This is a genomic window from Spirosoma luteolum, assembly GCF_054778875.1.
The window spans coordinates 79,362-101,003 of record NZ_BAAGZE010000005.1 but is presented as its reverse complement, the minus strand read 5'-3'; the positions used below and the strand labels follow the sequence as shown (position 1 = coordinate 101,003).

The 21,642-nt window shown below is 59.4% G+C and carries 19 protein-coding genes; 9 read left to right on the top strand and 10 right to left on the bottom strand.

What is annotated here, in order from left to right:
• The first annotated feature begins 15 nt into the window (after window positions 1–15).
• Window positions 16–1,359 carry a DUF2254 domain-containing protein gene (locus ACYVAC_RS08100; protein WP_461097107.1) on the top strand — a complete coding sequence of 448 codons (1,344 nt, stop codon included), beginning with the start codon at window positions 16–18 and terminating at the stop codon, window positions 1,357–1,359.
• Here ACYVAC_RS08100 and ACYVAC_RS08095 read toward each other — a convergent pair.
• Complete coding sequence (locus ACYVAC_RS08095) at window positions 1,356–2,351, bottom strand: cation diffusion facilitator family transporter (protein ID WP_461097106.1); 996 nt, start codon at window positions 2,349–2,351, stop codon at window positions 1,356–1,358. The two genes, ACYVAC_RS08100 and ACYVAC_RS08095, sit on opposite strands and share 4 nt — an antisense overlap.
• Window positions 2,352–2,414: 63 nt before the next feature.
• Between ACYVAC_RS08095 and ACYVAC_RS08090 the strand changes: the two genes are divergently transcribed.
• Together ACYVAC_RS08090 and ACYVAC_RS08085 are read left to right on the top strand one after the other, a co-directional pair.
• On the top strand, window positions 2,415–2,963 hold the full coding sequence (locus ACYVAC_RS08090; RefSeq protein WP_461097105.1) for an NUDIX domain-containing protein: 549 nt from the start codon (window positions 2,415–2,417) through the stop codon (window positions 2,961–2,963).
• Between the two features lie 94 nt (window positions 2,964–3,057).
• The gene (locus tag ACYVAC_RS08085; RefSeq protein WP_461097104.1) at window positions 3,058–3,693 is read left to right on the top strand and encodes a LysE family translocator; all 636 of its coding nucleotides are present in this window, start codon (window positions 3,058–3,060) and stop codon (window positions 3,691–3,693) included.
• A 75-nt stretch (window positions 3,694–3,768) separates the two neighbouring features.
• Here the strand turns inward: ACYVAC_RS08085 and ACYVAC_RS08080 are convergent, their stop codons facing one another.
• Window positions 3,769–5,313 carry a GH3 auxin-responsive promoter family protein gene (locus tag ACYVAC_RS08080; RefSeq protein ID WP_461097103.1) on the bottom strand — a complete coding sequence of 515 codons (1,545 nt, stop codon included), beginning with the start codon at window positions 5,311–5,313 and terminating at the stop codon, window positions 3,769–3,771.
• 52 nt (window positions 5,314–5,365) lie between these two features.
• Window positions 5,366–6,142 carry a 5'/3'-nucleotidase SurE gene (surE, locus tag ACYVAC_RS08075; protein WP_461097102.1) on the bottom strand — a complete coding sequence of 259 codons (777 nt, stop codon included), beginning with the start codon at window positions 6,140–6,142 and terminating at the stop codon, window positions 5,366–5,368.
• Window positions 6,143–6,201: 59 nt separating this feature from the next.
• On the opposite strand from surE, the gene ACYVAC_RS08070 reads away from it, so the two are divergent.
• Window positions 6,202–7,323 (top strand): glycosyltransferase family 2 protein, encoded by a 1,122-nt coding sequence (locus tag ACYVAC_RS08070; protein ID WP_461097101.1) that lies wholly within the window; start codon window positions 6,202–6,204, stop codon window positions 7,321–7,323.
• Between the two features lie 3 nt (window positions 7,324–7,326).
• Entirely contained in the window at window positions 7,327–7,548 is a 222-nt protein-coding gene (locus ACYVAC_RS08065; RefSeq protein WP_461097100.1) for a cysteine-rich CWC family protein, read from the top strand.
• Here the strand turns inward: ACYVAC_RS08065 and trhO are convergent.
• Window positions 7,545–8,513, bottom strand: a complete 969-nt coding sequence (gene trhO, locus ACYVAC_RS08060) for an oxygen-dependent tRNA uridine(34) hydroxylase TrhO (RefSeq protein ID WP_461097099.1) — start codon at window positions 8,511–8,513, stop codon at window positions 7,545–7,547. The genes ACYVAC_RS08065 and trhO overlap by 4 nt on opposite strands.
• A 104-nt stretch (window positions 8,514–8,617) precedes the next feature.
• On the opposite strand from trhO, the gene ACYVAC_RS08055 reads away from it, so the two are divergent.
• Window positions 8,618–9,244 carry a deoxynucleoside kinase gene (locus tag ACYVAC_RS08055; RefSeq protein WP_461097098.1) on the top strand — a complete coding sequence of 209 codons (627 nt, stop codon included), beginning with the start codon at window positions 8,618–8,620 and terminating at the stop codon, window positions 9,242–9,244.
• Between the two features lie 42 nt (window positions 9,245–9,286).
• On the opposite strand, the gene ACYVAC_RS08050 is transcribed toward ACYVAC_RS08055, so the two are convergent.
• The 4 genes from ACYVAC_RS08050 to ACYVAC_RS08035 form a co-directional block, all read right to left on the bottom strand.
• Window positions 9,287–9,961, bottom strand: coding sequence for a PepSY-associated TM helix domain-containing protein (locus ACYVAC_RS08050; RefSeq protein ID WP_461097097.1), 675 nt, complete (start codon window positions 9,959–9,961; stop codon window positions 9,287–9,289).
• Window positions 9,906–11,453 carry a DUF2271 domain-containing protein gene (locus ACYVAC_RS08045; protein WP_461097096.1) on the bottom strand — a complete coding sequence of 516 codons (1,548 nt, stop codon included), beginning with the start codon at window positions 11,451–11,453 and terminating at the stop codon, window positions 9,906–9,908. Before ACYVAC_RS08045 ends, ACYVAC_RS08050 begins: the two co-directional genes overlap by 56 nt.
• Window positions 11,454–11,700: 247 nt before the next feature.
• Window positions 11,701–12,132 (bottom strand): response regulator, encoded by a 432-nt coding sequence (locus ACYVAC_RS08040; protein ID WP_461097095.1) that lies wholly within the window; start codon window positions 12,130–12,132, stop codon window positions 11,701–11,703.
• A 214-nt stretch (window positions 12,133–12,346) separates the two neighbouring features.
• Entirely contained in the window at window positions 12,347–13,681 is a 1,335-nt protein-coding gene (locus ACYVAC_RS08035) for a type IV secretory system conjugative DNA transfer family protein (protein ID WP_461097094.1), read from the bottom strand.
• Between the two features lie 344 nt (window positions 13,682–14,025).
• Between ACYVAC_RS08035 and ACYVAC_RS08030 the strand changes: the two genes are divergently transcribed.
• On the top strand, window positions 14,026–16,710 hold the full coding sequence (locus tag ACYVAC_RS08030; RefSeq protein WP_461097093.1) for a M14 family zinc carboxypeptidase: 2,685 nt from the start codon (window positions 14,026–14,028) through the stop codon (window positions 16,708–16,710).
• 266 nt (window positions 16,711–16,976) lie between these two features.
• Here the strand turns inward: ACYVAC_RS08030 and ACYVAC_RS08025 are convergent, their stop codons facing one another.
• Entirely contained in the window at window positions 16,977–17,570 is a 594-nt protein-coding gene (locus ACYVAC_RS08025) for a hypothetical protein (RefSeq protein ID WP_461097092.1), read from the bottom strand.
• A 363-nt stretch (window positions 17,571–17,933) separates the two neighbouring features.
• Window positions 17,934–19,466: a malate:quinone oxidoreductase gene (locus ACYVAC_RS08020; RefSeq protein ID WP_461097091.1), complete on the bottom strand. Its 1,533-nt coding sequence runs from the start codon at window positions 19,464–19,466 to the stop codon at window positions 17,934–17,936.
• 132 nt (window positions 19,467–19,598) lie between these two features.
• On the opposite strand from ACYVAC_RS08020, the gene ACYVAC_RS08015 reads away from it, so the two are divergent.
• Both ACYVAC_RS08015 and ACYVAC_RS08010 read left to right on the top strand, forming a co-directional pair.
• Complete coding sequence (locus ACYVAC_RS08015) at window positions 19,599–20,609, top strand: DUF1028 domain-containing protein (protein ID WP_461097090.1); 1,011 nt, start codon at window positions 19,599–19,601, stop codon at window positions 20,607–20,609.
• A 41-nt stretch (window positions 20,610–20,650) separates the two neighbouring features.
• Window positions 20,651–21,628, top strand: a complete 978-nt coding sequence (locus ACYVAC_RS08010) for a DUF2279 domain-containing protein (RefSeq protein WP_461097089.1) — start codon at window positions 20,651–20,653, stop codon at window positions 21,626–21,628.
• The last annotated feature ends 14 nt before the right edge of the window (window positions 21,629–21,642 follow it).

The following is a 21,642-nucleotide window of genomic DNA, read 5'->3' as shown; positions in this document are numbered from 1 at the left end:
ACCCCGTCTCTGGCAATGCTGTTACCTGCCCGTATCCGCCAGTTCTGGCAAGTTCTCCTCGATTCGCTCTGGTTTATTCCCGGGCTGCTCATCTTCAGCGCCATGGGGCTGGGCCTGCTGCTGGTTGAACTGGAAGTCTATTACCCGTGGCAGGGCGAGCAGGACTACCCGCTCATATTCGGGGCCGGGGCCGATGGCTCGCGCGGTATGCTGTCGGCCATTGCCGGCTCCATGCTGACGGTGGCGGGGCTGACATTCACCCTGACCCTCTCGGCCATCTCGCAGGTCAGCAGTCAGTATTCGCCCCGCTTGCTGCGCAACTACATGAGCGACCGGGTCAATCAGGTGGTAATGGGGTATTTCATGGGGGCGTTTGCCTACTGCCTGATTGTGCTGCGCACCATTCGGGGTTCCGATGAAATCCGGTTTGTGCCGTCGATCGCAGTGGTTGTCGGCCTGCTGCTGGCCCTGGGTGGCGTTATGGCGCTGATCTTTTTCATCCACCACATTGCCCAGTCGATGCAGGTAGGTACGATTGTGCATGACCTGACGCAGGACACGCTGAAAACCATCGACCGGCTTTTTCCGGCGAAGCTGGGCGAGCCAGTACCGCATCGGGCCCGGCAACAGCAGCAAATCGACGACTGGCTGCGTGAGCCAGCGGGCTGGACATTCGTGCGGATCAATGCGTCGGGCTATCTGCAGCATATCGATACGGACCGGCTCCTGAAGCTGGCTACCGAACACCAGCTGCTTGTCCGGCTCGATTACAACATCGGCGATTTCGTCGGGCAGAACGTACCCATGCTGGCCTTTCGGAGCAGTCACGAGTCCAGTCCGGATAGGGCCGACCGGGAGTCACTGACCGATGCGTTGCAGGGATGTGTGGCCATCGGGCGCTACCGAACTATCAAACAGGACGTGGGTTTCGGTATTCAACAACTGGTCGATATTATACTACGGGCACTGTCGCCCAGCACCAACGATACAACCACGGCCATAATGGCGCTCGACTACTTGGGCGTTGTGATGGGCGAACTGACGAGACGGCCCTTTCCTGAGCCCTGGCGCAGCGACGGTGAGCAGCTGCGGGTAATTACCCGATCGGCTTCGTTCGAGACCTTGGCCCGGCAGGCGTTCGACCTGGTCCGGATCAACAGCCAGGGGAATCACGCGCTGTACATGCGGCTCCTCGATGTGCTGGCATCGGCAGCCAATCAGACGCAGGATACAGGCCGGCGGGCCGAACTGCTGAGTCAGCTCAGCGCCGTGCGGCAGGCGGCCGCCCAGACACTGGCCAGTCCCTACGAACAGGAGCTTGTGGAGCAGCGTTACCGGGCCGTTCGTGGCGATGCCTAACCGACCGGCGTAAAGTGTTTCTGATTGAGCGGCAGGTTGGCCGCCGTCCAGGCCACGTCGCCCGCAAAGGCATGTGCCCGTACCGGACAGTCGGCCACGCGGCAGTACGTGCAGCAGGGTTTGATGCAGGGATCGGTATGCACAAAAATCTCTACCTCGACCTGGAAACCCGCCTTGATGGTATCTTCGAAATGGTGCACTTCGTCGTGAACACGGCTGAGCGACCAGTAATAAGGCAGGGTCAGGTGACAGTCGACGTGGAGGTCGGCACCGTATTTCTGCACCCGCAGGTTGTGCACATCGATCCAGTTATCGTCTTTGTGCACGTTGAGCAGCGTGACCACGCGGTCGAGGGTGGGCGCGTCGGTTTCATCCATAAGCCGGGCCACCGACTGTCTGGCCAGCAGAAAGCCATTGTAGATAATAATAAGCGAAAGACCGAGCGACAGCACACTGTCGAGCCAGGTCAGGCCCGTAGCCCACACCAGGGCCACGCCAATCATAACCACAATACTGCTGAAGGTGTCGGTCAGCAGGTGTCGGCCGTCGGCCGTGAGGGCCAGTGAATCGGTTTGTCGGCCCGATTCGATCAGGCGCCAGCCGACAAAGCCATTGGCCAGCGCCGTCAGGCCCACCAGGGCTACCCCCCAGTCGAGGTTGCTGAGGGGGCGGGGCTCGAAAAAGCTTAGAATAGCCTGCCAGATAATGACCAGCCCGGCCGACAGAATCATGGCGCCCTCGAAGCCCGACGATAGGAATTCAACCTTTCCGTGCCCGTAAGGGTGGTTTTTGTCGCGCGGCAGACCCGCCAGATAAATGCTGTAGAAGGCAAATCCGCTGGCTATGACGTTGACGATCGATTCAACGGCATCGCTCAGGATAGCGGTCGAATAAGTCAGGAAATAGGCGGTGAATTTGACTCCCAGCAGCACAATACTGAGGGCGAGCGAAATGCCCATCCACCGGTATTTTAGTCGTTGTGAAGCAAGCATGCGTTGGGATACCAATTGGTAAAGGTAGCCATTTGGGCGGTAAAAGTTCGTACTTTCGCCGGCATGAACACGACCGAAAACCCCTGGCAGACGCTTAACTCGACGGTTACCTACGATAATCCCTGGCTGACGATCCGCCACGAAGAGGTGCTTACCCCGGCCGGAACGCCGGGCATTTATGGTGTTGTCAGTTTCAAAAACAAGGCGATCGGCGTCATTCCGATCGATGCCGAAGGCTACACGTACCTGGTCGGTCAGTATCGGTATCCACTCAACGAATATTCGTGGGAGATTCCCGAAGGCGGCAGCCCCGTCGGGACAGACCCGCTCGAATCGGCCCGGCGCGAACTGAAAGAAGAAACGGGGCTGACGGCGCACCGCTGGACACCCCTGGGCCGCATTCATACGTCTAACTCGGCCACCGACGAAGAAGGCTTTCTGTACATTGCCGAAGAGCTCGAACAGGGCGATTACGAGCCAGAAGAAACCGAGCAGCTCCACGTGCGCCGGCTGCCGCTGGCCGAGGCCGTGGCCATGGTGATGCGCAGCGAAATTACCGATGCGATCAGCATGAGCGGTCTGCTGATGGTGGCCCGGCTGCGGGGAATCTAACATTGGCCGGAGGTTTGGGTTTCTAGGAGGCAGGGGTCTCCGGACGAAGCCCGGTGAGCCATGGTCGAACCGCACACCACAAAACAAAACGAATTTGCTACCTGTACTTTATGGTTTACTGTTGGGCGCAGCCCTGTGCCTGACCTTCGGAACCGTCTTTTTTGCCCTCATCCAGAACAGCGTCGACAACGGCTTCCGGTCGGGAATGAAAATTGTCTTTGGCGTGATCGTGGGCGATACGCTGTTTGTGCTGGCGGCTCTGTTCGGCACCGCATTTATCCCTAAAATCGACGGCTTCGAAACAATGATGGCACTGGTTGGCGTGGTGTTTCTGCTGGCCATGGGGCTGGTCAATATCTTCAAGGGAACGCCCCGGCTGGCGTATCCCCAGACCCGGCTTGGTAATTTTGTCTATTATTTCACCACGGGCTTTTTCCTGAATGCGCTGAACCCGGTCAATTTCGTATCGTGGGTGGCTATCGTGGCCTACATCCGGGCCCACATGCACTACAGCGTCGGGCAGCAATACCTGTTCATGGCGTCGAGTCTGGTGGGTGTTTTTGCTACCGAAACGGCGCTGGCCTACTACGCCAACCGCCTGAAGCGTTTTTTCACACCCCGGGTCGTCACCATTTTCAACCGCGTTACGGGGGTTGTCTTTCTGATCGGCGCGGCCAACATCGCCTACAACCGCCTGTTCGAACCAGCCGCCCGGCTGTTGCATTGGTAAGTTATTGAGTGAATGCGTGGTTTGCGATTGAGTGATGCTGTCCATCAGGCACTCAATCGCAAATCACACATTCACTCAACGAGTTTCTAAAAAGCCTTCCCACTCGGTAATCAGCCCTTTTTTCAGTACGCGGGGAAATTTGTGCTGCCCCCCCATCTTGCCGCGCGATTCCATCCAGTTATAGAAGGTGCTGGCGGGCAATACCGTTACCGTCACGTCTTTAAGGGCGTGCCGGCGCTCCACGGCGTAGTCGTCGTTGAGTTGCTTGAGTTTCTCGTCGATGCGGTGGCTCAGGTCAACGGCGTCGACGGCGTCGTCGGTGCCGATGTACCAGTGGTGGGCAAACAGCGTATCGTGCCTGACGCCCGCTACCGTGAATTCCCGCACCGAAATGCCCAGTTCATCGGCGACCATCTCAATCGCTTTATTCATGTTGTCGACCGAGAGGTGTTCGCCACACAAACTCAGAAAATGCTTGGTGCGGCCCGTAATCACGATTTCGGCGCGGTGGCGGTTCACAAACCGAATCGTATCGCCGATGAGGTAGCGCCAGGCACCCGAGCAGGTCGACAGCAGCAGCGCATACTCCTTGCCTTCCTCAACTTCGTCGATCATCAGCGTTTCGGGCTGGTCGACCAGATCGCCGTCGGCGGTGAAGTTGGCGTCGTTGAAGGGGATAAACTCGAAGAACAGTCCGTTGTTGAGCACCAGCTGCATCCCCTCGGCGTTGGGGTGGGTCTGGTAGGCAATGAAGCCCTCCGAAGCCAGGTAGGTTTCGATATAGGTAATCGGGTGGGCCAGCAGCTTCTCGAAACCAGCCTTATACGGCTCAAACGAAACCCCGCCGTGGCAAAAGACCATCAGGTTAGGCCATACGTCGTGGATGGTTTTGACATTGTAGCGGGCAATGATCTTTTCCATCAGGAGCTGAATCCAGGCAGGCACCCCCACCACATAGCCAATATCCCAGCTGCCGGCCTGCTCGGTGATCTCATCAAGCTTGTGGGCCCAGTCGCGCTCCTGCGCAATCTCCCGGCCCGGCTTGTAGAACCGCTGAAACCAGAACGGAATCTGGCTGGCCGTAATGCCGCTCAGGTCGCCTTCGAAATGGCCCTCGCGGGCGTTGAGGTCGGTGCTGCCCCCCAGCATCAGATACCCTTTTTCGTAGAGCGTCGAGGGTAGGTTCTGGTAGCGGCCCAGCGTCAGAATCTGCCGGATGCTGGTTCGCTGGATGGCCTTCGACATGGCTTTCGTGACGGGGATGTATTTCGACGCAGCTTCGGAGGTGCCCGAGCTAAGCGCAAAATACTTGACCCGGCCCGGCCACGCGATGTCGCGCTCGCCAGCGAGAGCCCGTTTCCACCACCCCTCGAACATCCGGTTGTAGTCGTGGATCGGCACCCGGGCTTTGAACTGCTCGTAAAAATCGCGCCCCGACCCGAATTCGACCGCATTGAGCAATGCATCGAACCCGTATTGCTGACCAAATTCGGTGTATCGGGCTTTGCCCATGAGCTTCCGAAAGACTTTCCGCTGCTGCCGGAACGTGTTGATCCGACGTCGACGCACTGCGTTTGTCAGCCGGATTCCGTTTTTGAGCATACTGCCTAGTAGTGCCACAGAGATAATGGGTTGAAGTGTACGTGTGTAACAGACAACACGGGCGCCGGGCCTAGAGTTGCCAGTTGGTGAGTTCGTCGAGCATGGGGTAAGCCGTCAGATCGTACTGACAGGGCACTACCGAGGTGTAATTGTGGGCCACGGCATATTCATCGGTATCTTCGGCGTGCGGGTCGAAGTTGACAAACTCGCCGGCCAGCCAGAAGTAGCGCCGACCCTGCGGATCCCGGCGCTCGTCGAAGGTTTCCTGCCACTTGGCGTTGGCCTGCCGGCAAATCCGGATGCCTTTGAGCGGCTCGGCCGACCGGGCCGGGAAGTTGACGTTCAGGGCCGTACCTTTTCTCAGGCCCCGCTCGAGCACCGTACGGGCCAGGGTCAGGATATGCTCATGGGTATGCGAAAAATCAGCCTTGCGGGTGTAATCGGCCAGCGAGAACCCAATGGCCGGGATGCCTTCGAGGGCGGCTTCGATGGCCGCCGACATGGTGCCCGAATACAATACGCTGATGGATGTATTGCTGCCGTGGTTGATTCCGCTCACCACCAGATCGGGGGCGCGGTCTTTCAATACGTGGTGTTTGGCCAGTTTCACGCAGTCGGCCGGGGTGCCCGAGCATTCGTAGGCGGCCACGCCATCGAAAATTTCGGACGGATAAAGTCGAATGGGGTTGGCAATGGTGATGGCATGACCCATGCCCGACTGCGGGCTGTTGGGGGCTACTACGACCACGGTGCCCAGCTGCTGCATCAGTTCGACCAGGGTACGGATTCCATCGGCCGTAATGCCATCGTCGTTTGTTACCAGAATAAGCGGTTTGGTATCGGTCATGAATTGGCGGTTGATGTGTACTTTCGCTGGTGCAAACCTACGCAAATGCGTCCGAACGTGTGGTCCAAACTTCACTGAATCCCCACGGGCAATCGGCCCCCGAAACGCCCCTGAGGCCCCAGCCCCGCCTGTCGGTGGTGGTGCCGCTGTACAACGAAGCCGCCAATCTGCCGCCCCTGCTGACCCGCATCCGGGCGGCCCTGACGGGCTGGTCGTACGAACTGATTCTGGTCGACGATGGCTCCCGCGATGCTACCGTCGCGACCGCGCGGCAACTGCTCGACGACCGCACGACCTTGCTGGTGCTGGCCCGTAACTACGGGCAGACCAGCGCCATGGCTGCCGGCATGGCGGCCGCAACCGGCAACTTCGTGGCTACGCTCGACGGCGATTTGCAGAATGACCCCGCCGATATTCCGGCTATGGTCGAACGGGCCGAACGGGAAGGGTGGGACGTGGTGGCGGGCCGGCGGGCCAACCGCCAGGATGGGCTGCTGCTGCGCAAGGTGCCGAGCCGCGCGGCCAATGCCCTGATTCGGCGGCTGACGGGCGTTTACCTCGATGATTATGGCTGTACGCTGAAAGTTTTTCGGCGCGAACTGGTCCCGCACCTGGGGCTTTACGGGCAGCTGCACCGCTTTATTCCGCCCCTGGCCCACCGGCAGGGAGCCCGCATGACCCAGGTCGATGTGCGGCACCACCCCCGGCTGCACGGGCAGTCGAACTATGGGCTGGGGCGCATCGGCCCCGTACTTACCGACCTGACCACGGTGCTGTACCTGCTCCGCTACGCGCACCGGCCCATGCGGCTGTTTGGTCCGGTGGGGGCGGGGCTGCTGCTGGCGGGACTGGGCAGTGGTGTCTGGGCGCTCGCGGCCGGACTGGGCTGGCTGGGGGCAGCCGCCGTAGCCCTGAGTGTGGGCGGACTCAACCTGCTGGGCATGGGCATGCTGGCCGAAATGCAGATGCGGCAGGCTCACGAACCGGCTCCGCAGCCGCCCTATCGACTCCGTTCGGTAGAGACCGGCCCGGCAGTAAACCACCAATCGGTCCATGAGCCGGCCGATCCGGTCGGAAATGGCTGGGGCACCAGCGGTTCCGTATCATCAGCGTCCGGTTTTGCCGCCCCGGAAACCCGGGCGCCGGGCGTGGGTATCAGGCAGCACGTAGCCGACCAATAAGCCATGTCAAAACATGCCCTCGACAGTTGCCCCCGGTGTGGCGCGCTGTTTACCTGTAAGGCCAATGCCATCGGGCAGTGCCAGTGTCAGTACATCCAGCTGTCGCGCGACGAAACCCAGTATATCCGCGAGCAGACGACTATCGACTACGGCGATCAGTGTCTGTGCCTGGCCTGCCTGACAGCCCTGAAGGCCGAGTTTGCCGCCCGGCTGTTGGGGCGCTAGGCGATCGAAAGCGTAATGCCCTGACCCTGCCGGCTCTTGTAGCCCTGCAGGGGCGAATAACTCTGCGTTTTCTTGCCGTAGTAGCCGGTGCCGTCGTAGGGTCGGCGCTGCGGATCGGCTTTGCAGGCGTCGGTGCAGGTGCCTTCGTGGGCATCGCCACAGCCTTCGCACAGCGTAACGTGGTTGTTGCAGGCCGGGCTGGCGCAGTTGATGAGCCGGGTGGTAGGCGTACCGCAGCGGTAGCAGGTCGAGATAATGGTTGGGTCGACCTGGTTGACGGGTACCGCCAGACGGTTGTCGAACACGTAGCACTCCCCGTCGAAGCCTTCGCCCCCGGCTTCCATACCGTATTTAATGATGCCGCCGTGGAGCTGGTATACGTTTTCGAAACCCTGCGCCAGCAGATAAGCCGATGCTTTCTCGCATTTGATACCCCCCGTGCAGTAGGTAATGATCTTTTTGTCGCGCAGGTGCTCGATCTCGTGGATATGGTCGGGCAGGTCGCGCAGGTTTTCCATATCGAACGTTACGGCCCCGCTGAACTTGCCCACCGCATGCTCGTAGTTCGAGCGCATATCGACCAGCACCACATCGGGATCGTTTTTCATGCGCTGAAAGTCGGCTGGTTCGAGGTGAATACCGGTCTGCCGGCGCGGGTCGACGGGCAGGTCGGAGTGAACAATTTCCTTCTTGGTCCGGACGTGCAGCTTCTGGAACGTATGCCGGTCAGATTCGTCGACCTTGAAGTCGATGGCGGCAAAGCGGGGGTCGGCGTGCAGCGCGGCCATATAGGCGTCGCAATCGGCGGTCAGGCCCGATACGGTGCCATTGAGGCCTTCTGCCGCTACGATTACCCGCCCCAACAGGTTAAGCTCCAGACAGAGCCGATGGTGCTCATCGCGGTACTGTTCGGGGTTTTCGATGGGCGAGTAGATGTAGTAGAGAAGAACGCGGTACGATTTCATAGCACAAAAATAAACCCATTTAGCCAAAGATCGTTCCTGATACAGACGCGTCTGCCCGGCCGCCGGCTGAGGCAGGCGGGCAGGAGTCCCGCGTCGAATGGACTATGCACCTTGCGATTACGGGAAACATTGGCGCCGGCAAAACAACGCTGGCCGAAAAACTGGCGGCTCAACTGGGGGGCGAAGTACTCTACGAATCGGTCGCCGAGAATCCTTACCTGGCCGATTTCTACGCCGATATGCCGCGCTGGGCCTTCAGCCTGCAGGTTTATTTTCTGACCAGCCGGTTCGGACAGATGCGCCGGATCAACAGCCTTCACCAGACCAGCCAGCCGGCCCCGCTGCTCATTCAGGACCGTACGATCTATGAGGATTCGGCCATTTTTGCCCGCAACCTGTTTCTGGATGGCACGCTCAGCGAACGCGACTACCAGACCTATCAGGCGCTCTTCGACGAGATGATGCAGGACGTTCGGCCGCCCGACCTGATGATTTACCTGAAAGCCAGCATGCCCCGGCTGCAGCAGCAGATCCGGAAGCGGGGGCGTGCCTTCGAACAGTCGATCAGCGAAGACTACCTGGCCAGCCTGAACGACCTCTACGATGCCTTTGCGGCCAATTACCGCGTGGGGCCCATGCTGGTGATCGAGGTCGATGGACTCGACTACGTACACAACCCGGCCGATTTTGCCCAGATCGTAACCGCCGTAACCCAGCGGCTGAACGGGTAACAATAAACCCGGTGCCAACCAGACGGGCAGCACCGGGCCTGACTATACACTAAGCCGGTAGAGGGCATACACCACCGCCAGTCCGATGCCGAGCAGCACCAGTCCTGCTACCCGCCGTTTGCGCAGAAACAGCAGCAGCACCAGCCCCGTCACCGAAATCAGGGTCATAAACAAGGCCGAGCCGTCGATAACCCAGCCCCAGGCTTTACCGGTGTCGCGGCCTTTGTGCAGATCGTTCAATACTGCCACCAGCCCCATCCGGGTCTCGGTCAGCTGGTAGCCGCCGGTCTGGCGATTAACGATGGCGTCGGCCGTGTAGCCCGGGCCCTGAAACGAAACAGCACACTGGTCGGGGTCGATGCGAAATTCCTGCACCGCCCCCCGGACGCCATGGGCGGTTCGCAGCTGCTCCACCAGTGCCAGCTTGTTGATGGCAGCGGTGTCGGTCGGGTTGACCCACGCAGCCGGCACCGTGCCCGTCTGGTCGGTGGTGACAAACTGATCGTCGAACCAGTCGGCATGGTTGAGGGTAAGCCCCGTAAGCGCGAAAAACAGGACAATCACGAAACTCACCATCGACAGGTAGATGTGCAGCCAGCGGCTGGTGGCGGCCAGCTGCCGGCGCCAGGCCGGGGGCTGACCCGACCGGCTGCCGGCCGGACTAGCGGACGCCGGGTTTCTGGCGGTAATCCAGGGCTGCGGTTGCGATTTCGACATTGCCGGGTACGGTTAGCTGTTTGGTTTTTCCGTTAAAATCCATCACCTGCCGGATGAGCTGATGGGTGCCATGTTCGCGGGCTGCTTCGAGGCAGATCGTGTATTTGCCCTGTTTCACCAACTGCCCGGCATTATCTTTTCCGTCCCACTGCAGCGCGTAATCGCCCGCCGACCGGGTGGCGCTGCTGATCGACCGGGCGTCGAAATCCGATTGCCGCTGCGAGGCATACCAGTCGCTGAGTTCGGGCAGCCAGCGGGGTTTGTTGTACCAGAGGGCCAGATTCCGGACCGGAACGCCTTTCTCGTCTTCGATCCAGACCGATACAAACGGCCGGTGTGAGCGTCCCTCGAACTGAGGCAGGCGGAAGTTGATCAGCAGTTCCTGATTCGGGTTCCAGTATTTGTCTTTAGCCGTAGCCAGACTGGTCAGCCGGGCCACCGTGGATTCGGCCCCCGTGGATTCGACCATGACGGGCTCAGCCGAGGCTGTTTCCCGTGTCAGCTCGTTCCAGCCGGCACTGGTGTGCTGTTCGCCCGCTGCGGTGATGAGCAGGTAATCGGTACCGGGCAGGTGGCTGGCCAGCTGCCGGCTGTCGGCGGGCGACAGCAGCGTGAACGCTGTGGCCAGGGCGCCGGCCGTAACGGCATCGGGGTGAACCACGGTCGCACTGGCGATGGCCTGGGCAGGCTGGCCCGTACGGGGGTCGATCAGGTGCGAAAACCACTGGTCGCCGATCCAGATGCCCCGGCGGTAGGTACCACTGGTCGCGACGGCCCGGTCTCGTACGGCCAGCTGAGCGAGTGGGGCGGCATTGTCGGCGGCCGCGTCGGGCCGGGCAATGCCAACAGGCTCCGTCCAGTGGCCGCGCACCACCAGGTCGCCCCCGCCGTTGAGCACAATGCCATCGACACCGGTTACCGCCAGGGCGGCCTCGGCCGCGCGCTGCAGCACATAGTTTTTGGCAAACGAGTGCAGTCGTAGTGGGGTGGCCGTCAGGCGGGTGGCCGTCTGGTCGGTGGCGTTCAGTTGCCAGTGGGGCTGGCTTACCGCCCGCTGGGCATGCTCCAGCGCAGCCGCGTCGGGAAGGCCTTGCCGGTGGGCGGCCTGCTGCCAGAGCTGACTCAGTAGTTCGGTGCCGGCATTAAGTACGCCCTGAGTCTGCGCCGACCAGTGGTCGAAATGGGCCAGTACCGCGAAAAGATCGGCCGATACAGGCGTGGCTTCGCCCTGGGTCGTCAGCCAGCGGCTAAACTCACTGTTCGAATCGTAGCTGTTCAGGCTGGCTTTGAGCCGATCGATTTCGGCCAGGGCGGCCTGTTCGGCCTGTCGGGCGGCCGCCAGCGATCGGGCGACGGCTTTAAGCGTCAGCGACGTGCCGAGTACGGCGTCGAACTGACTGATGTACAAACCCACCGAGGGGGCGAGCGATGGGGCCGAAAGGCCGGGCGCCAGTAGGGTGTAGCCGGCCAGGCCTAGCAGTGACGTGTTCATGGTGCTATACAGTTGGGTGAGCAGGCACCGGCGCAGCCGCCACACCGTTCTGCAATCAATCCGTCGGGGCGGCCTCTACCGGCGATCTAATCGTAAAACTGCAGGGAGCGGGATTTATGGCCAATAAAAACCGGCCGAATGCCCGATTCCAGCCGCTGACTGGCCCGTTTACAGGCCCAGTGGCTGATGGGCAATTGGGGAAACCATCGGCCAAAAAAAACGGCCCGCCACGGGCCGTTGCTACAAGTTAATCGGTGGCGACCCATTGTCGGGTCAATAGCTGGGTTATCGATGACAACTGCTGGTAGGTGTTGGGCTTGGTCAGAAACTGGTTGGCACCCAGCGCCAGCCCGCGCGCCTGATCGGCGGGGTCCGACGAGGTCGTCATCAGCACAACAGGCAGGTCGGCATAGGCCGGCGTGCTGCGCAGTTTTAAAAGCGTCTCGAAGCCGCTCAGACCGGGCATGTTTACGTCCAGAATGATCAGTCGGGGCAGCCGGTCGGTTTTTTGCAGCCGGGTCAGCAACTGGTAACCGTCGGTCAGCGGCAGTACCTGTATCGACGGGGTGTTTTCTTCGAATGCCGACTGGATAAAGACCTGGTCATCATCGTCGTCGTCGACAATCCAGACCGGCGGATTGCCCGGCTGGTGCTGGCTGGCTTGATGGAAGGTACCCATAACTGGTAGCCTGATTAAAGATGAAGTATATACGGTTGGGCAGCCTGTACCATATCCCTTTTCTCCATCGACTGAATAGAATCGGGATGGTGAACAAAGGTGTTTGAATAGTTGCAGAAAATCAAGCCGTTTGGGATCGGATGGGTAAATTAATAATTGCTTAATGAGCTGATAGCGAATTGGGTAGTGCCCGCTATTGGTGGGCAGGTCGAACCTAGCCCAGCCCCGGTCCGGTTGGCGCGTTGCCCTGCCGTCGGTAAAACGGATTCGGATCGAACCGGGACTCATAGGCCGGATCGGAGAGGTAATCGACCTTGCGCGAAAACATCGGTTCTCCGTCCAGCACAAGCACCTGCTGGTCGGGGCGCAGCTTCTGGATCTGCGCCAGTGGTATACCCGTTATTGTCTCGATCCGGCGAGCCATCTGTATGTTTTTGCAGCCAAAGAACTGAAGCGCCCCGCAGTTATTCATCAGGGTTTGCCAGTCGCCGGGGTAGTTCGATTCGAGCTGCTGAAAATCCTGCCAGATAGTCCAGCATTTGAGCCCGTAGCCCCGGCAGAGGGTTATAATGCTGTAGAGATATTGAAAATGGCCCAGCTGACCGGCTTCGTCGAGCATGAACAGCGTTGGGCAGTCGGGAATGGTATCGCGGCTGGTAATGGTTTTCAGGAGTACTCCCGTCCAGAGCTTGATCAGGGCACGGTGCGAGATAAGCTTGTCGGGGGGGATAATGATGTAGATCGACAGCGGTTTGCCGTCTCGAAAATCGCTGAGCGCAAACGACGACTGGCTGGTGGCCCGGTTTACATCTTCGCTCAGCAGGGGAGCCAGATAGGCGTTGGCCGTAGCCAGCACACTGGGTCGCGTGTTCTGGTCGGGCATCGACAGAAAGGCGGCAATCTGGTGGTAGCTGGCTTTCGGTATTTGTTTGCCAACTGTGTCGAGAATGACCGCCATGTTATAGACCGTGTCGTGGTCGAACAGCAGATCGCGTACGGTGGCCAGTGTACGTTCGTGGGCAGGGCGGGTGGCGGCCACCGTTCCGATAACGCCGGCCAGCAGCATCTGCGCCATCAGGTCCCAGAATGGCTCCTTAAATCCTTTGTTACCCTGCGAAAACAGTTCGGCCATTAGTTGAGCCTCGGTTTCGAGGTTCACATTGGGCAGATCGAACACGTCCATCAGATTGAGCGAATCGCCCCCCGGGCCACAGGTGCTGAACGGATCGAGCCGGATGACCTGCTGACCCATTTCGCGCCGGGCGCGGGCCGTGACCTGGTAGTTTTCGCCCTTCGGATCGAGCACCACAACCGCGCCCGGGTAGGTGAGGAGCGTTGGGATAACTACACTGCGGCCTTTGCCTGTGCCGGTTGGGGCCACCGTCATCAGGTGCGCCGACCCGTCGTAATGCAGGGATGTCAGGTTGCCGGACGACGCTACGGTTGACTGGTTGCTGCGGTGAAACCCCTGAATTTCTACGGGCTGAAGCAACGAAGAGGCTGTATCGGTCTGATAACCGACCAGCAGGGGTGTGGAGTTGAGCGCCATAATGGGTTGGGGAAGCGACGTGATTACGCCGGGTTGATGGTCAAAAATACCATTTATAGGCAGGTTCCTTTCCTCCGCAGCGGATTAATTTTCGATGCTTTTGTTACTAAAATTTATATGATAACTTATTGATTTACAGTATGGTACAATAAGTATATTTCGAGTAGCAGTTTCGGCCGAATCAGCCCTGTTGCTGTAGCTGGTCCTGGCAAAAAATAGCTACTCAAGCGAGTATATAGCCATTTCTGCAGGGAGCAGTAAGTAAAAATATTTTATGATGCCTAGGTATAATTTACTTTAAGTTTACTATAATTACAAAAAGTAACATAAGGACTCCAAGAACTATGAAAAAATTATACGCTACCCTCTTTACACTGCTATACCTGAGCCTGCTACCGGGAGGAAACGTGTGGGCGCAGCGCGTTGTCTACCACCGGATCAGCGCCAACGTTAGTCCCGAGCGACTGGAATATCTGTTCAACCATGGCCTGTCGGTCGATCACTTCAGCTACGAAAACAAACAGAACTTCACCGCTGAAGTATCGGATGCCGATGTGGCTGTCATGAAGCGCAACGGGGTCAAGGTAACGTATCTGATCAAAGACCTGGAGAAGAACTATCACCTGATCAACGACGCCATCGATCGCGAAGCTGCCCGCACCAACCGCGGAGCCCGGGCGGCTGCCGCCACAACGCCCACCAATTTCAGCCTGGGGTCGTATGCTGGTTATTACACGTTTGCCGAGATGCAGGCGATTCTCGACCGGATGCGGGCGCTCTATCCCAACCTGATTTCGGCCAAGTCGTCGATCGGTACGAGCCGTGAAGGAAGACCACTGTTTCTGGTAAAGATCAGCGACAATCCTGACGCCCTCGAGAACGAGCCCAAGATGTTTCTCAACGCGGTTCATCACGCCCGCGAACCGCTGAGCATGACCCAGCTGATCTATTTTATGTGGCACGTACTGGAAAACTACGCGACGGATAAAGAAATCCGGACGCTCGTCAACAGTACCGAAATGTACATTGTGCCCTGCGTGAATCCCGACGGATACGTTTACAACCAGACGACCAATCCGAACGGGGGGGGAATGTGGCGCAAAAACCGCCAGCTCAATACAGACGGCACTTACGGTGTCGACCCAAACCGGAACTACAGTTATAACTACGCCAAAGACAATACCGGTTCGTCGCCGACACCTTCTTCAGATACCTACCGCGGAACGGGCGCTTTTTCAGAAAAGGAAACGCAGGCAATGCGCGATCTGTCGCTTCAGTATTCGTTCTCGACGGTTATTAATTTCCACACCTACAGCAACGCATGTCTTTATCCGTTCGGCTCGCTGAACCCGAACGTTAATCCGGAGATGAGCACGTTTAGAGCGGCTGCCACGTACATGAACGCTGAGAGCGGCTTCAAGATTGGAAACGCGTATGAAACATTGGGTTATATGACTAATGGTGGTGCTGAAGACTGGCATTACGGGGAGCAAACCGCTAAACCCAAAACCTATGCCTACATCGTCGAAATCGGCACATCGGCCGACGGGTTCTGGCCCGCATCGTCGCGCATACAGCCCCTTAGCCAGCTCACGCTCGAACTGAACCGGAAAAACCTCCGCATGTCGACCATCTACGGGCGGGCAACGGCCAGCGGATCGTCGTCGTTCTCGACAAAAACAAGCGCCCTGCGCTACAATTTCCAGAATTTCGGCATCAAGCCCGGCACCCTGACCCTGTCGGCCCGGCCCCTGAGCCCGTACGTGACCGGCATGGGTGGTCCTAAAACCTACGCCAACCTGGGACTGTTGCAGACCGTTCCCGACTCGCTGGTCTTTTCCGTAGCCGACTCTACACCTGTGGGTACGCCGATTGCGTTTGAGGTTACAGTCGACAATGGCCTGTCGCCCATCAAAGATACCCTTACGCTGACCTACACGCAGAACTGTGGCACGCCCGCTGGTCTGGCCGCCGTTACCGGCCAGACCAGCAGCACGCTGAACTGGGGCGCCGTGGCGGGTGCCACCACCTACGCCCTGTCGACTAAACCCAGCAGCAGCACCGCCTGGTCGGCGGAGGTTGCGGTGAGCGCTACAAGCTTCGTGCAGACGGGGCTGACGCCCAATACCAGTTACGACTGGCGGGTAAAACCAACCTGCGGATCGTTTGCCACCGGCACCTTCAAAACCAAAACCCAGACCTGCTTCCGCGAAACGGGTGGCCTGGTGATCTTCGAAGCCGAACAGTTCAAGACCAGTACGGCTGGTACCAGCACGGCGGCCGGGCGCGTCTGGTCGCCAGTGGTAACTACTTCGGCCTCGTCGGGTACGGCCATGACTGTCAGCGGTACGGGCCTGAACCTGGCCAACAGCCTGACCGGCCCCCGACTCGACTACACAATTAATTTTGCCACGACGGGGACGTATTACGTGTGGGTACGCATGGCGGCTGGCAGCAGCACTACCAATGACGATTCGTTCCACATCGGGCTCGACGGAACTGCCACGACGCTCAACCCGGCCACGAGCAATTACAACAACGGCAGCCGTACGTACTCGTGGATCAAAGCCGCCGGCAGTACGGCGTTCAAAGTCGTTGTCAACACGGTGGGTGAGCACACCTTTAATCTCTGGATGCGCGAAGATGGTACCATTGTCGACAAGTTTATACTGACGACGAGTGCCAGCTATACGCCCTCGGGAACGGGAGCGGCCGTCAGCAGCCCCTGCACCGGGGCGTCGGGTGCTCGCCAGGCGGTGGCCGAGTTTATCGACGAAACACCCGAAGCCCTGTCGGTGCTGGCGTATCCAAACCCGATGGAGCATACCCTGACCGTTGAACTGGCGCCCGCCGACCAGGATGCCAGCCTGCGCCTGATCGACCTGATGGGCCGCACCCAGCGTCAGGATGTGCTGCCTGCCGGCGAAACCCAGCGCCAGATTGGCGTCAGCACCCTGCAGGCCGGGGCCTATTTCCTCGAAGTGGTCCGCGACGGCAAACGGCGGGTGTTGCAGCTGCGTCGGCCATAAATACCCGGTCTGCTTACAGAACCAACAAGGGTCTCCTGCTGTGGCGGGAGACCCTTATTAATTCTATACCTATAGCCGTACAGGGACCGCCATGCCAGCGGCCGTCGACTCCGCCAGGGTGGACCCTGCTGTACTATCGACGTACATGACAGGTACGATCCGACGCAGGGTATATATAGCGGAACAGCATGGTGTCAGTGGCGCATAACGCAGCACGCCTGCCCAGCGTTGGCTGAGCAGGCGTGCTGCATGGTTCATATACCAGACTACCGACGGCCACCGCCGATATCAGCACCCACTTTGAAACCGATGTACTGGTTTTCGCTGGTGATGGTCGTGTTGGTGAACTGGTTATTGGTTGTCGGAACGGCGTTGTATTCAACGGCCGCTACGAAGTGACCCACTTTAACACCGCCCCGCAGCATGCCACCAAATTTGGTGTCCTGTACCAAGTTGATGTTCTGGTTAGGCTGACCGTTACTAGCAATAACTACCGTACCACCGGCACCGATGGTGTAGGCACCCAGACCGGCGCCCAGGAAAGGCCGAACTTTATTGTTGCCAAAGAGGTAATTGGCCGTTACGAGATACGAACCGAACGTGCCCACATCACCCGTTGTGGTGTTGCCGTTGTACTGAATGCCCCGGGCTACCGAAGCGGCTTCCAGACGCAGACCAACGTCGACGCGATCCGAGAGGCCATATTTAGGCTCAACGGCAAACAGGACACCGCCTGAGTTACCGGCGTTGATAGGCTGGGCGTAACCAACCGATACGTTTACTTTGAAAGGCTTGTACTCCTGAGCGCTGGCCGACAGGGCGCCCAGCATAAGCATTCCGGCTGCAAGGAATTTTTTCATAACTGTGAGTGATTGAATGGATAAATGAATTGGTGACAAAATGGAAACATAACCGGGGCTGCTTTCGAGTTGTTTTATTATTCGGTAGGTAGCGCCCGGCGAATGCTCGTAAGTGATTGATTTTTAGCGGTAGAATTTTGGTAAAAAAATCTGCACGACCCCTGCCGGTAGCAGCCAGAAGCGGCCTTGGATGCCGTGGGCGGGGTATAAACCGGCTGGGAGCGGTAAGCAGGCGTGGCGTTACCGAAGCCCGGACAGGATTCCCTGGCGTACCGACAGGCAATGAGCAGGGCGCACAACAGCAGGGGGGAGCCCGCCTGCGGCCGACTCCCCCCTGCGATGCTATCCTGGCTGAACGGATCCCTAGCGTGTCACCTCTGGTGTCTGCTCGTCGGTGGTCAGGCCCAGCACCTCACTCGTGTGCTGCCGCAGCTTGTGCCCCAGCTCGGGGTCGTTGGCCAGTACGGTGCCGTACGATGGAATCATGGCTTTGAGTTTAGACTGCCAGGCATCTGACTGCAGCTGCCCGGGAAAACAGCGCTGCAGCAGGTCGAGCATGATCGACACAGCCGTGGAGGCACCCGGCGAGGCACCCAGCAGCGCCGAAATGCTGCCATCGGCCGCACTGACAACCTCGGTTCCGAATTCGAGTACTCCCCCTTCTTCTTCGTCTTTCTTGATCACCTGTACCCGCTGCCCGGCAATTTCAAGTTCCCAGTCGTCCATCTGGGCGTCGGGAAAGTATTCCCGCAGCGCTGCGAGCCGATCTTCGGGCGATTGCAGCACCTGCTGAATCAGGTATTTGGTGAGCGGAATGTTGTGCAGCCCCGCCATCAGCATGGGGGCCATGTTGCTCAGCTGGATCGACTTGGGCAGATCGAGATACGACCCGCTTTTGAGGAATTTGGTTGAGAAGCCGGCATAAGGGCCAAACAGCAGCTCCTGCTTGCCGTCGATCATGCGCGTATCGAGATGCGGTACCGACATGGGGGGGGCACCCACCGATGCTTTGCCATACACTTTGGCGTGATGCTGCTCAATGATGGCGCGGTTGGTGCATTTGAGCCACTGGCCGCTTACGGGAAAGCCGCCGTAGCCCCGGCTTTCGGGAATATCCGATTTTTCGAGCAGGCGCAGCGAACCGCCCCCGGCGCCGATAAAGACAAAATCACTCTGCACGTCGGTCGTGTCGCCGGTGCTCAGGTTTTCAACGCGTACCTTCCAGCCACCCAGGCTTTTCGACCGCCACAGATCACGTACATCGTAACCAAAGTGAAGCTCCACGCCCTCCATTTCCTGAAGCCGTTTAAACATGGCCCGGGTCAGCGCGCCGAAGTTTACGTCGGTGCCGATATCCATGCGGGTGGCGGCTACGGGCTGGGCCGGGTCGCGGCCTTCCATCACCAGCGGCATCCACTCGGCCAGCTGTACCGGGTCTTCCGAATACTGCATGCCGTGGAACAGGTAGTTCTGCTGCAGCGCGTCGTACCGTTTGTGGAGGTACTGCACATTGTCGGTACCCCACACGAAACTCATGTGCGGAATCGACCGGATAAAGCCGGGGGCATCGTTCAGAAACCCTTTCTGAACGAGGTAGGCCCAGAACTGCTTCGATTGTTCGAACGATTCGGCAATCTTGATGGCCTTGCCGGGGTTGATGCTGCCGTCGGGTTGCTCGGGCGTGTAGTTCAGTTCGCAGAAGGCCGAGTGGCCGGTACCGGCATTGTTCCAGGCATCGGAGCTTTCGGCGGCTGCACTGTCGAGCCGCTCGTAAATGGCAATCGTAATGTCGGGTTGCATTTCTTTGAGCATCACCCCGAGGGTAGCACTCATGATACCGGCGCCGATAAGAAGTACGTCCGGTCCTTTCTGTTCAGGTTGGTTGCGTTTTGCCATGTCGAGAATGATAGGAGATTACCTCCCGCAGAAAAGACAAAATTAAGGCCCTCCTTGTTTCATTGGCCCGCCCGAACTTGTACTCACCCACCGATTAGTTGTAGATACCGCTGTTGGGGGGCATATTTAGGCATGAAACAACCGCTACTGACCCGACTGATGCGGTCGCGCTCCCTGTTGGGCCTGCTGCTACTGCCACTGGCTGCCACCGCCCAGCACACCCAGGCTGGCGATCCCTTTGCCCATACCTTCTCGATTGTGGCCCGCGACGAGAAAACCGGCGAGCTGGCCGTGGGTGTACAAAGCCACTGGTTTTCGGTAGGCACCTCGGTGTCGTGGGGCGAAGCAGGGGTGGGCGTTGTGGCTACGCAGTCGTTTACCAACAAATCGTTTGGTATGCGGGGCCTGGCGCTGCTTCGAAGCGGCAAAACAGCGCAGCAGGCCCTCGACGAACTGCTCCGTACCGATGCCGGACGCGACGTGCGGCAGGTGGCCATTGCCGACGCCAAAGGCAATGTAGCCGTTCATACGGGTAAAAAGTGCATCGACTTTGCCGGTCACCGCACTGGTAAGATGGTATCGGTGCAGGCCAACATGATGCTCAACGACAAGGTACCGGCAGCCATGGCTGCCGATTATGCCGCCCACGCCCGCCTGCCGCTCGCCGAGCGGGTCCTGTCGGCGCTGCAGGCGGGGCAGGCCGCCGGGGGCGACATCCGGGGCCGTCAGTCGGCCGCGCTGCTGGTGGTGCGGGGCAAAGCAACCGGGGCACCCTGGGACGATAACCACGTAGTCGATCTGCGGGTCGACGATGCCGCTCAGCCGCTGACCGAACTGAGCCGGCTGCTCAAAACACACCGGGCCTATGAACACATGAATCAGGGTGATCTGGCCACCGAGAAAAACGATATGGCCGGTGCCATGCGCGAATACGGGGCGGCCATGAAACTCTTTCCCCAGAACCTCGAAATGCAGTACTGGACAGCCATTGCCCTGGCCAACAGCCACCAGATGGCCAAAGCCACTCCCATGCTCCAGCGGATTTACGCCAAAGACGCCAACTGGCGCGAGCTGACCCGGCGCCTGCCCAAAGTAGGCCTGCTGACGGTGTCGCCGGTCGAGCTGGCGCAGCTGCTGCGGTAGCGCAGGCCGGTCGCGTGCGGGTTTTTCGGTACTTTTGGCCCATGAAACAGGCAGTGTGGCGGTGGTTGGGCATGTGGGTATGCGTTTGTTGGCTGAATCAGTCGGTGCAGGCGCAGGGGCCACCCCTGACGTTGGCGCCCGCTTCGCCCACCGATCCGGCCGGCATCCGGACCGGGCGGTTTATCGGCGTGGTGGCCGGTACAGCCGCTTTTTACACCCTGACGCTGCTGATGCTCCGCAAGCAGTGGTACAAGAAAAAAGTACCGTTCCATACCTTCAACGACAACCGCGAGTGGCTCCAGATGGACAAGGTGGGCCACGCGGCCACGGCTTACTGCATGAGCCGGGGCGGTTACGAGCTGATGCGCTGGAGCGGTGTCGACGAGCGGGCCAGTATTCTTACGGGTGGCCTGCTGGCGCTGCTGTTCCAGACTACCCTCGAAGTCTACGACGGGCACGCCGAAGGCTGGGGCTTTTCCCGGGGCGATATGGTGGCCAACGTAGCCGGCACGGCTCTGTTTATGGGCCAGCAGTTTGGGGCGGGCCAGCAGGTCGTGTCGCTCAAGTACGGCTACCGTCAGACCATCTTTCCGCCTTTCCGGCCCAACCTGCTCGGTAAGACCCCGGGACAGCAGCTGCTGAAAGATTACAACGGTCAGCAGTACTGGCTATCGGTCAATCTGGCGTCGGTGCTGCCGGTCGGGCCGTCGTTTCCGCGCTGGCTCAACCTCGATCTGGGCTACAGTGCCAGCGGCATGACGGGCGGGCACGACAACCCCAAAGCCTACGACGCCGACGGGCGCGAAATCCGGTTTGCCCGCTTTCGGCAGTTCTACCTTTCGCCCGGGGCCGACCTCTCGCGCATTGGTACGTTCAGTCCGGCGCTTCAGCGTTTTGTCGGAACGGCGCAGTTTTTCAAGGTGCCCGCCCCCAAACTGGAAATCAGCCGGCCCCGTGGTGTCCGATTCTTCCCGCTGCTGTTGCCCCGCGACGAATCGGTTCGCGCCGAATCCAACTAGGCGGCTTTTTGCCG